The sequence below is a fragment of the Haliscomenobacter sp. genome (genome assembly GCF_033763495.1).
In the GTDB taxonomy this organism is placed as follows: domain Bacteria; phylum Bacteroidota; class Bacteroidia; order Chitinophagales; family Saprospiraceae; genus Haliscomenobacter.
In genome coordinates, this window is the sequence record NZ_JANRKL010000019.1 from 71,300 (window position 1) to 82,940 (window position 11,641).

General features: G+C 44.5%; 6 protein-coding genes. 3 read left to right on the plus strand and 3 right to left on the minus strand.

Features of this window, described 5'->3' with window-relative positions:
• Positions 1-34 precede the first annotated feature (34 nt).
• The 3 genes from SFV55_RS01490 to SFV55_RS01500 are packed head-to-tail and all read left to right on the plus strand — an operon-like array spanning position 35 to position 5,090.
• Positions 35-1,129, plus strand: coding sequence for an AAA family ATPase (locus SFV55_RS01490; RefSeq protein WP_320027675.1), 1,095 nt, complete (start codon positions 35-37; stop codon positions 1,127-1,129).
• Complete coding sequence (locus SFV55_RS01495) at positions 1,126-1,788, plus strand: DUF4276 family protein (RefSeq protein WP_320027676.1); 663 nt, start codon at positions 1,126-1,128, stop codon at positions 1,786-1,788. The genes SFV55_RS01490 and SFV55_RS01495 overlap by 4 nt, the downstream gene beginning before the upstream one ends.
• Before the next feature lie 5 nt (positions 1,789-1,793).
• Complete coding sequence (locus SFV55_RS01500; protein WP_320027677.1) at positions 1,794-5,090, plus strand: DEAD/DEAH box helicase family protein; 3,297 nt, start codon at positions 1,794-1,796, stop codon at positions 5,088-5,090.
• Positions 5,091-5,185: 95 nt separating this feature from the next.
• On the opposite strand, the gene SFV55_RS01505 is transcribed toward SFV55_RS01500, so the two are convergent.
• From SFV55_RS01505 to SFV55_RS01515, 3 genes are all read right to left on the minus strand, one after another.
• Complete coding sequence (locus tag SFV55_RS01505; RefSeq protein WP_320027678.1) at positions 5,186-6,349, minus strand: hypothetical protein; 1,164 nt, start codon at positions 6,347-6,349, stop codon at positions 5,186-5,188.
• Positions 6,346-9,546: a hypothetical protein gene (locus SFV55_RS01510; RefSeq protein WP_320027679.1), complete on the minus strand. Its 3,201-nt coding sequence runs from the start codon at positions 9,544-9,546 to the stop codon at positions 6,346-6,348. Before SFV55_RS01510 ends, SFV55_RS01505 begins: the two co-directional genes overlap by 4 nt.
• Positions 9,547-9,609: 63 nt before the next feature.
• Entirely contained in the window at positions 9,610-11,079 is a 1,470-nt protein-coding gene (locus tag SFV55_RS01515) for a dicarboxylate/amino acid:cation symporter (protein WP_320027680.1), read from the minus strand.
• Positions 11,080-11,641 lie beyond the last annotated feature (562 nt).

An 11,641-nucleotide genomic window follows, 5' to 3' on the forward strand; every position in this document is an offset into this window, starting at 1 on the left:
TTACATCCAGCGTTCATACCAAGCTGACACCAACATGGAAAAAACACATCGCTTAAATAGAATTCAGGTTTACGGGTTTAAATCCATTCAGGAACTAGACCTTGAAATCCGCAATTTGAATGTGCTGATCGGGGCCAATGGTGCAGGTAAATCCAACTTCATTGGGCTATTCCAGTTCATTCGTGAATTGGTTGAGGAACGGATGCAGCTTTTTGTGGCACGTAAAGGCGGAGCTGAAAAGATACTGTACTATGGCTCAAAGGTGACGAAGGAATTAATCGTCAATATAGACATTGCTCCTAACTATTATGAACTCAAATTAGTGCCAGGACAGGGTGACCGTTTGTTATTTGCTTATGAGTACTGCGTTTTTGATACCATTCCTCCAAAACGCTACTCTGAGAACATCAACAATACCCTAACTGAATCTGATTTAGGAGCATATAGCCGGCAGAAATCTCATGGCGTTGGCAAATATGTTTACAAAGCACTTAAAGAATGGCGCGTATACCATTTTCACGACACGAGCGATTCAGCTGGGGTGAAAAAAATGGGTAAACTTGGTGATGTGGCTTATTTACGAGAAGACGCATCCAATTTAGCGGCATTCCTGCTGCACATGCAAAACACGCACCCCAAACATTACGAACGCATTGTCAAGACGATTCAGCTGGTCATTCCTTTTTTTCGTGACTTCAAGTTGGAGCCGGTCTACAACAGCCCCTTTAATATCCTGCTGGAATGGACAGACAAGCATTCTGATCAGGTTTTTAATGCCGATGATTTGTCAGATGGTTCCTTGCGCTTCATCTGTCTGGCTACCCTTTTGCTCCAACCCAATTTACCCAATTTAATCTTATTGGATGAGCCAGAGTTGGGCTTACACCCCATGGCCATTCAAATTCTGGCCGGCTTATTGAGAAAGGCTTCACACGCCACTCAGTTGATTGTGTCCACCCAATCCCCCAATCTGGTTTCAGAGTTTGCTCCAGAAGACATCATTGTAGTGGAGCACCGGGAAGGGGCATCTACTTTTCAGCGCGTCAACGAAGAAAGTCTGCATTCCTGGTTGGAAGAATATTCTCTGGGTGAACTGTGGCAGAAAAACGTAATAGGAGGTCGCCCATGATACGAGTCAATGTCCTTTGTGAAGGCCCTACTGAAGAACAATTTGTCAACAAGGTTTTATACCCTCACTTTATTGATCAGGGAATCATCCTTACGGCTCGAAGCCTGGATGGGGGATTTTCCTATGGGCGATTAAAGCACCAAATCATCCAGTGGCTCAACAATGACCAGGGTGCTTACGTCACTACTTTGGTTGATTTGTACGGTATGAACAGCAAATACCCAGGATACGCAAGTAGTCAAAACCTGGACGCACAAAATAAGGTTAACACCATCGAAGCCGAAGTGAAAGCTGACATTTTGGGCTCAGACAACTTGCACAATCGGAAATTTATTCCCAACGTCCAACTGCACGAGTTTGAAGCTTTACTTTTTTCAGATCCTGAAAAAATGGAAGAATGGTTATCTCTAAACCATACCATTTCAACAGATACATTCAAAACAATCCGGGATGCTTTTGACTCCCCCGAACACATCAATGATAGCCCCCATACCGCACCATCAAAACGGATATTGGCCATCGTTCCAGCCTATGACAAAATAATAGAAGGTATAATCATTGCCCAGGAAATAGGCCTATCCAATATCCGGGCTGCTTGCCCCCATTTTGACGCCTTTTGCACCACCCTTGAAAACCTCGCACCCAGTTCCAATCCCTGATACCCATGGCAAAACTAAAGGACATACTCTGGCTTCATCGCTTTATTCTGTCTCTTTTTGGAGGCGAAGTTAAAGACTTCAAAGCTTTTGCTAGTGATTTAAAAGACAGCCGCCTGGAGGGCTACAACGGGCAAAATCGCTCACTCATTTACGAGCAGTTAGTAGGTCGCTTGTATGCCAGTGACCAAATTACCGTGGACCAGTTGCGCACCTACGATGAGAACATCTACCGCCATACCCAAACCATCAGCACCCTGCGCAGCGAACCCATCCAATGGAAGTATTTTCAATACTTGTCGCTGCTCTTTACCGAAATTTACCTCGATCGGTATTTCCGGGATGCACCGGGCCTTTTGACCGACTTGAATGCCAGTAAGTCCAGGTTTTTTGATGCCATCGAAGACAAGCAGCTTGAAACAGACTTATTTGGAGCGGCGCTGGTGGCCCACACCAAACGCAAAACCAAAAAAGGCGCAGCATCCAAAACGGATTTCGAACTGGACGATTTTCGTTTTGATGCAGAAAAGAACGACCTCAACAAGCTGGCCTTCTGGAATGCCACAGGTTCTGGCAAGACATTGCTCATGCACGTCAACATCCTCCAATATCAGCACTACCTAAAACTCAGCGGCAAGGAAAAAGACCTCAACCGAATCATTGTGCTCACCCCCAACGAGGGCTTATCACGCCAACATTTGGCAGAGTTCAGGGCCTCGGGTATGGACGCAGAAATGTTTTCAAAAACAACTTCCAGCAACGCGTTTCGGTTCAAACTCATTGAAATCATCGACATCCATAAATTGGGTGAAAAGTCAGGGGAGAAGACCATTGCCATTGATGCTTTCGAGGGCAATAATCTGGTACTGGTTGATGAGGGCCACCGTGGCAGCAGTGGGGATACCTGGCTCAAATACCGCAGTTCCCTTTCGCAGAATGGATTTTCATTTGAATACTCAGCAACCTTTGGCCAGGCGGTAAATGCCCAAACTGGCGAAGCGCAAAAACGGCTGCTGAACGAATACGGAAAGAGCGTCTTGTTTGATTACAGCTACAAGTATTTTTATGAGGATGGCTATGGCAAAGACTATCAAATCCTCAACTTGAACGATGATCGGGACGAACACCGCCAATTGTACCTCACTGCCTGCATGTTGCAGTTTTATGAGCAGTGCCGCTACTTTGAAGACTACCAAAAAGATGTGCGAGTATTCAACATTGAACGCCCTCTGGCGGTATTCGTTGGCGGAACGGTCAACGCGGTACGTACGGAAAACAAGCAAAAAGTATCAGATGTCGTTTATGTCCTGCAGTTTTTGAATCGATTTGTAAAAAACGAACGGGGTGAAACCACCGCTTTCATCCAACGGGTGCTGAATAGCAATGATGCCCTGGTGGACAAAGCCGGAGCTTCCATCCTGAACAATAAGCTGCAATTTCTAAAAAGCCTGGACGAGGATATCCCCAAGCTTTTTGACGATTTGCTGCGGAGGGTATTCCACACTCCGGCCTCGGCAACCCTCATCCTGGACAACCTCAAAGGTCAGGACGGCGAAATTGGCCTCCGGATTGGCAGCAACGACTACTTTGGCGTCATCAACGTTGGGGATGATGCCGAGTTGCTCAAACTTTGTGAAGCCAACGGCTTACAAACGGGTGTACGGGAATTTGGAGACTCTTTGTTCCAAAAAATCAACAACGAATCCTCAAAAGTCAATGTCCTGATCGGCTCTAAGAAATTTAGTGAAGGCTGGTCAAGCTGGCGTGTTTCTACCATGGGGCTTTTGAAAATAGGCCGGAGCGAGGGTTCCGAGATCATCCAGTTGTTTGGCCGTGGGGTGCGTTTGAAGGGCTATCAAATGACCTTGAAGCGCAGCACTGCCTTGAAAAAAGAAGATGGAGTGCCGCGGGAGCTCTTAAAAAGAGTGCCACAGCTCCACCTGCTCGAAACGCTCAATGTTTTTGGGATTGAGGCGGATTACATGCGTCAATTCAAAGAATACCTGGAAAACGAAGGGGTTCCCTTGAATGACGGCAATGAGCAATGGGAAACCTTCAGTTTACCCGTTTTACCTTCCTTCGACTGGAGTGGAGAACGCCAGCTGAAATACCTGAAAGTGCGTGAAGGGGTAAATTTCAAAAAGGAAAAAACCGTCACTTTAGCAAACAGCCCAAATTTTCCCTACAAAGTTACCCTCGACTGGTATCCTCGGGTAGAGCGCATTGGCGAACGTAAAAAGCCAACTTTTGACCTTGATCATACTACTCCACGTGTACTCCGCGCAGAGCATTTGGCCTTTCTGGATTGGGATGAAATTTGGTTGGACCTTCAGCAATTCAAAAGTGAACGCGGTTGGCACAACTTCAAAATTTCCAAAACTGCCCTGGAGGCCGCAATGCAGGAGGCCGCAGACCAGGGCAAACGGAATATGGACACCTGGTACCGGCTGCTGATTTCAGAGGACGAACTGGAGCTGAGAGACTTCAAAAAAGTATCGGTTTGGCAAGAGATCGCGATCCGCTTGCTTCAGGGCTACTGCGAAAAGTCTTACCTCTTTGAACGGAGCGACTATTTGAAAGACAAAATGGAAACGGCGGCTCTTAAGCCAGACCACGATAATTTTTTCGACAGCTACGAGCTGAGGGTGCAACACGAGCAGCTGGATTTAATCACCAACATCAAAAAACTACAGCAAGCGCTCACGGACAAGAGCTATGCCCAGCATTTCAAATTGGGCACAAACTTCGAAGCACTATACTTCGAAAAACACCTCTATCAGCCCCTACTCTACCTGGACGCTAAAGCCTACCGCGACATCATCCAGATTCAACCCGTCGCTTTGAATGAAGGGGAGAAACGTTTTGTCGATGACCTGAAACATTTTTATACTGCCAATTCAGCTTATTTCGCCGACAAAGAGTTGTACTTGCTGCGCAACAAAAGCAAATCCGGGGTCACGTTTTTTGACTCTAGCGGCGGGTTTAGCCCCGACTTTATCCTTTGGCTTTTTGTCCGGGATCAGCAACACATCTGTTTCATCGACCCCAAAGGGTTCTTCAACATCGGCAGCCTGGACCATGAGAAAGTACGCTTGCATGAAAAACTAAAAGCAGAGATTGAGCCAAAGCTGGCCGATCGTAGTGTATCCCTGCATTCCTTCCTGGTTTCCGTCACGAAATTTGCCGACATCAAGTGGAAAGGATACCTGGAGTTGAGCGATTTTAATGAGCAGCATGTGTTTTTTCAGAAGGATCAGCAGGAGGTGTATATTCGGATGATTTTAGATAAATTGTTGGAATCTTAATTTGAAGTAGCCATGACTTGATACCTGCTTTACGTCAAGTCATGGCTTCCATCTAGGCGTTCAGCACCATCGGTACCCCATACATTTCTATGGGATCACTTTAGCTGTTGGTACCAGGCCTCATGTTGTTTTACACATTCTGCAGCAATCTCTTGCTGCCACCTATACGTAAAAATATTCCTTTTAGGATCATAGCCCCCACCGATGGGGAAATACATGCGGTGATCGTCTCTCCGTAATAGCGCGAACCTTCCACGACTAGGGTATATTTCTTTCGGTTTCATTGAAGCCCATTGGAAGTTTGCATAAACCTGGACTGGCACATTAGTCCTTTGCCCTTTTGTGACTATTTCTTCAAGGTAGATCATGCTGATCATAAAATGCTCGTGAATGCGTAAAAATGGCAACGCTTCTCGATTAAAATGCTCTTGTAAAGCAGTAAATTTGTCTTCTGTAGAAGGATTATAGTACTTCCATGTTTCCTCCTCAAAGTCTTGGTCTTTTATTTTAATGTGTCTGGCTAACAAAGGCAGCGAACCAGGAGCCGAGGGGTAGATAATGTAAAAAGAATCGCCATCAGCAACCCGCTCTATGGCAAAAATTTCATTGGGCATCCAGTAGTTTTTGTCTGGCCTGATGATTTCAGGAACCCCGAACAATTGTTTTAGGTAATTACTACGTTGCTCAGAAAACATACCGATTCGAATCTCCAATTCATATTTTCTAAGCCATGCCGTTTGTGCTGGCGAGTTTCGTTGCCACTTACCGCCCCCCGTGTCAACATATTGCGCTTCAAATCGGCGGACATTCTCCTTTAATTGGCTCTCAGCAGTATCACCATCTTCAGTCCGTTTATAAATCTGACCTAGTTTTTCATTCCGAATGGCATCATCTTCCTCCAGAATAATGCGATAAACTTCCCGATCAAATGCGGTCATCATCACGATTCCATACGGAAGTACTTCCCGCTTTAACTCAACTTTGAGTTCGCGAATCATCCTCAACGAGAAAGACTCCTTGTTTTGAGGGTTATTGTCGTCAAAAGCCAGGTCTAGCAGAATCATCCCGCCTTGTTGAAGATACTCAGGATTACTCATCACTGCTTTGCACTCTTCAAAAGTGTGTGCTTGAATTACCCTGATTTGGTAAATACGACCATTTAATTCAATCGTTCTACCGTAAATCTCTGTAATCAAAAAGTCAAACTCTTCTGCAGTCTCAGGTTTATCATCAAAGATGAAAAAATAAAAAATATTCATGCTTCAAGGTTTTGAATATGGATAGGAATACGAATTTCGACACAAACATTACTTCCTGTTTCCTTCCGGCTCAGTGAACCACCTCGCCTTTCAAGTTCTTTCTCTATGATCGATAGGGAACGTTCCCGGGTCGATGTACTAGCGGAGGGCAATTGTTTATCCGGGGATGTATCGCTCCAGCTTCCATTGTTGGTCACGGAAATATTGGCCCACTGTTCTCCGGCTATGACTTCCTGTTTGTATACCACTTCGATTTCACACGGCTTTTTGCCATACTTGCGCGCATTTTCCACCAGCGGCTGAACCAGCATCCGTGGAATCATGGCTTTTTTAAACTCCTCCTGCTGGGCATCTATCTTGATTGACCCGCTTGAATATGCCTGGTCTGGCAACTCTACCTTCAAATCGTATTTGGGATTAAGTTGGTAAAGTTTGATCAAGCCTTTAATAAATTCAGCATCATCAAAAATGCTATGTTCAACACCAGTTTTAACCAGTTTACTGTAATACCCTTCAATATCCCTTCTTATCTGAGCTGATTCCGTTTTATCCTTCCAAATTCCCTTAAAGAAATTGGCATAGTTTAACAGCAGTTGTTTCTGCTTTGGTAAATCTTGTAAACTACCTTCAACTGCTTTTTCGATGTGCTCAGGCACATATTTTGCTCTACCTGCTCCATCTTTCATATCTGTTTCAATTGTGGTGATGATTTGTTCAACTCCTTCTACTGGTATAGATGAAAGAATAGATCTCAAAAGTGGCTGGCGTCTGATTTCCTCACTTACCGTTTCTTGTTTGATGATCTCGGAGAGATTGTTTCTAAGAAAATGTTCACCCAATGCCTTATTGGCTAAGGTTGAGATTGCTTCTAATTCTAATCTCGCTATGTCCTTTTTTTTAATTTCTGCTTTTTTTTGTCTATTCTTCCGGTACAGTAAAGCAACAATAATTACAATGACTAGAAGAAAAAATGCTCCTAACCATACCCATCCAACATACTGTACTAATACCTTTTTTTTCATACGGTAAGCCAGTGGTGAAAAATATAGTTCATCACTAGAAAATAAGGGATTCCTTGGCGTTATTAATTTGGCCTGGCCAACTTGAATGGCAACAGTACTACCTCCAGATTTATTTTCAATTAAAATAGGTTGATCCCCTCCGTAAATCAAATCTAGATTAAAAGGGAAAACATTACTAATTCCATTAAAATTATTCTTTTTGATCTTGCTTCCAGACTCAAGTATGCGTATAAACTTGTCATCTTGCTTCTCCAATAGCACCATTTTTATTGGGCGAAAAGCATCATACTCTATTGTGTTTACCACTACACCTCCATGCCGAAACCCAAATAGCAACATACTATCATTCAATTTTAAGAAAGATCCAGTATTGGCGTCCACGTTGTCTGGAAGCCCTAGAATCGGAGGGGTAAATCGGGCAAAATAATCCTGACCTTTGACTTTGCAATACAGGCCATAATTGGATGAAATCCAAAGATTTCCATTTCTATCTAGAAACCCCCCGTAAATGATGTTGGCTTTGGCATTGTCAAAACCAACCAAACCATTAGATTCATCGTATTTTTTTTCAATAACTATACTATCGTTTTCAATTCTTGCTCGTTGCAAAAATTCTCGGTTGAAAAGGTAAACATGATCTCGATCAATTGGTGCTAGGTGCAGCACATCAAGTTCTTGAAAATCTTGGTCTTTTGCTTTGAAATGATACCATTTTATTGTACCCTGCTTAGTGATTTTACCTATTTTTCCTTTACTACACAACCAACCCGTATCAGTAATGTTTTTGATCTCACTGAGGTCTATTGGATCTTTGGGTTTTACTTTTTGCTTAAGAGCCAGATCTAACCTGAATAAACCAGCATCTGTGCCTATATACAAGGAATCATGGAGCACGTAGAATGAGCTTATTACTGTCGCTTCAGGGAAAGTCATCGGGCCAGTAATTTCTACACCTTTATTGTTGTAAAAATATACTCGCGCTGTATCGGTGCCTGTGCCTACAATGACCTGGTCATTGTAAGTAAAAATGCTGCGGATTTGTAACCAAGGTTTGCCGAGGTTAATCAGTCTTGGAGTCTCAATTATTTTGCCTGAAGCATCATATGTCGCCCGAAACACTTGCCCCCGATCATTCCCAAAGTAATACCTGTTATGGTTTTGCGGATCTGGCGCAAAACTGCGAATAGCGTAATCATGAAGTTCCTTAGCGTCTTCATAGGTCAAGTGGAATGGAATAAAGGTCTTTGATCGTTGTGGAGAATAAATGTGAACTCCCCCTGCCCGGGTACCGATCAGCAAGTTATCGTTGCTGATTTCCAACGAAAGGATGATTTTGAGCGGGATGTTATCAATGGTTCTAAGGTCTATTGTATCGTACTGGTTTTTTTCCTCGTTAATCTTGAACAGTCCATCAAAAGTAGCGATGTAGAGCGCTTTCTCAGCTTCTAATGTCTTTACACTGCTGATCTTTTGTTTAGTGGGCAAAGCCTGCTTAAGGATCTCTTTACCTTTTTCTCGTAAAAATAAGGAGTCCTGAGTTACAACGGCCAATTGTTCTCCAGCATTAAAGATATTTACCAATTTTGGGTAACGGCGCTTTTTAGCAAATGCGAATTTTTTCTCTTTTACATCCCAGTAAAAGATGGAATCATGACTGGCGACGTAAATATTTCCTGCCACTTTTACCAGGTCTTTATACGATTTTTTAGACAATTGAATTTTTCCTGGTATCAGCATCAGTTTGTCTTGGGATAAGACCAACACCGTATCCTTTTTCCAGGGTACAATCCCGGTAATCTTTGTATTCTGTAAATGAGGTTTATAAGGTTTTTCTCCCAAATCGCTGAGCTTAAAACTACCTAAGCCCGTTTTGTCACCTACCCAGATTGTATTCCCAATGGGGCAGATTACGACTTTGTCATTGGGCCCATTCTGCCTTTCACCTGTAATCAGTTGGTGCGGAAGTAAGGCTAATCTTTCGTTTTGAGCATGAATCGAAATATGCCCCTGTCCTGCTACATAGACCAGCCCAATCCTGGGGTCCACTGCTATGGCATTTGTATTGCCTTCAGGGATCTTGTCTTTAATCCGTACAATGTTGCTGAGTTTAATAGGTGCTTGAGCTTGGGCCAATACAAATAAGCCCAGGCAAAGGAAAGAAACGAGGAACTTCATATAGATACATTTTATTTATGATCAAATATACCTCATAAAAGGTATGCTTTAGTATGCTTTTTGTTAATTAATTGCTTGTTTCTCCAACGCTGAGGTATTCAGTTCTCCTTCGAGTTTGGCCACCACTATACTAGCCACACAATTTCCCATGACATTGATGCCCGTTCTTCCCATATCCATCAGCGCATCAATGCCTAAGATCACGGCAATGGGCCACTCTGGGATCTGGAATTGCTCCACCGTAGCTGCAAGTATAACCAGCGATGCCCTGGGTACCCCCGCAACACCCTTGGACGTAAGCATCAGAGTAAGGCAGATCACCAATTGTGTCCCCCAGCTGAGCTCAATCCCCGCTGCTTGTGCACAGAAGACCGAGGCGAGTGCCAAATAAAGTGTGGAACCATCGAGGTTGAAGGAGTATCCAGTGGGCAAGACAAACGAAACAATCTTTTGAGGTACTCCTAGTTGCTCCATAGCAGTCATGGCTTTGGGTAGCGCCGCTTCGCTGCTCGCTGTGGTAAAAGCTAGCATAGCAGGTTCGTATACTGCCTGAAAAAACCGCTTGATTGGAACCCTACAGATCATGAGTACAGGTACGAATACAAGCAACACAAATGCAATCAATGCCCCATAAAGAGTACCCAATAATTTTAGTAGATTTCCAACTACTCCTACCCCCATCGTCGCCATCGTGTATGCAATAGCCCCTCCCACCGCGAATGGAGCCAGATACATAATGTATCCAACGATACGGAATATAACCTCAGTCAAGGCTTCTGTCCAATCCAGCATGATTTTTTTGTGGCGATCAGGCAACTGGGCAACGCCAAACCCAAAAAGCAGACTAAAAACGACCACCTGAAGGATTGCCCCCTCGTAAACCATCTTAGAAATGTTCTCAGGAAAGGTATGAAGAACCAATTTCTTCCAATCTTGCTGAATTTTTGGAGCCGCAGGACTGAGCTCTTTGCCTTTGTAATTCAAAACGTAAGTTCCTTTGCTCGAGTCTACAGAAGCGCTAAATGCACTACCAGGTAGCTCAATTTTGCTGCTTATACTATTCTTTGGAGCTTGAATACCCTTGCCCGCTTGACTAATATTGATGGCCACAAGCCCTATAAACAATGCAATCGTAGTTGCTATTTCAAAATAAATCAAAGCCTTTAACCCCATTCTTCCTACTTGCCCGAAATTCGAATGGCCAGCAATGCCAACCACCAATGTACCAAATAGCAGAGGCGCTACTACTGTCTTAATAAGCTGGATAAATGCTTTTGAAAAAATATCTAGATGGATCGCTACACCCGGCGCATCAATCCCCACTTCAGCTCCGATAAACAATGCCGCAAATATCCAGGCGGAGAGTTTTCCCTGCTGCCAGGCAAAACCTGCAACAATGCCCGTGCCAATTATTCTCAGCAATACAAGTAACTCGGCCTGAAGATTTAAAAAACCTAAAGCATCAAAACCATGAAGCCCAACAATGGCCAATAAGGCTACGCTACCAAGTTTAGTGAATAAGCTCCTTTTCATACAAACATCATTTTTGATTCGTCTGCAAGATGGAAACTTCTTCAACGGGCATTAATTCAGTGGCAATCATAGACCCGTTTGTGGCAAGAAAATATAAATGTGCTCAGATTTCTATATACTCTAGTTTTTCCAAGTCCACCTCCAATTCGCTTTCCGTATTCAAGTGTAACAACAAAAGAAAAAAGCCCCCACCTCGAACTCACCCACCCTAAGATGCCCTTAGATGCCTTAGGTGGTTCAAAAAAAGCACCGAAGCTGCCCACGCGCGTAGCGCCCTGTTCTTGCCTCACTTTGTGCCCTCCATGCCCTCTCCTTTCCCCTTTGTACCAAAAAAACCGCTGCTTTGCCCCCACCTTCAGTGCCCCTCAAATCCCTTCAGTTCCTAAGGTGGTTCAAAACAAGCGCTGCCGCAGGCAAGCCCCAATTGTTTAAAAACCACCCTCCCCGGGCCCCCGGGAGGAGGTTGGGGCCCCCGCCCGCCCCGGGCGCGGGGGCGGGGCGGCGCCGGGGGCCCGGGGGGCGGGGGGGGTTGGGGGGGGGGGCCCGCCCGGGGCGGGGGGGG

Excerpts from the sequence above, each read along its gene's own strand:
- SFV55_RS01490 (WP_320027675.1), top strand. The coding sequence starts at position 35 with ATGGAAAAAACACATCGCTTAAATAGAATTCAGGTTTACGGGTTTAAA.
- SFV55_RS01495 (WP_320027676.1), top strand. The coding sequence starts at position 1,126 with ATGATACGAGTCAATGTCCTTTGTGAAGGCCCTACTGAAGAACAATTT.
- SFV55_RS01500 (WP_320027677.1), top strand. The coding sequence starts at position 1,794 with ATGGCAAAACTAAAGGACATACTCTGGCTTCATCGCTTTATTCTGTCT.
- SFV55_RS01505 (WP_320027678.1), bottom strand. The coding sequence starts at position 6,349 with ATGAATATTTTTTATTTTTTCATCTTTGATGATAAACCTGAGACTGCA.
- SFV55_RS01510 (WP_320027679.1), bottom strand. The coding sequence starts at position 9,546 with ATGAAGTTCCTCGTTTCTTTCCTTTGCCTGGGCTTATTTGTATTGGCC.
- SFV55_RS01515 (WP_320027680.1), bottom strand. The coding sequence starts at position 11,079 with ATGAAAAGGAGCTTATTCACTAAACTTGGTAGCGTAGCCTTATTGGCC.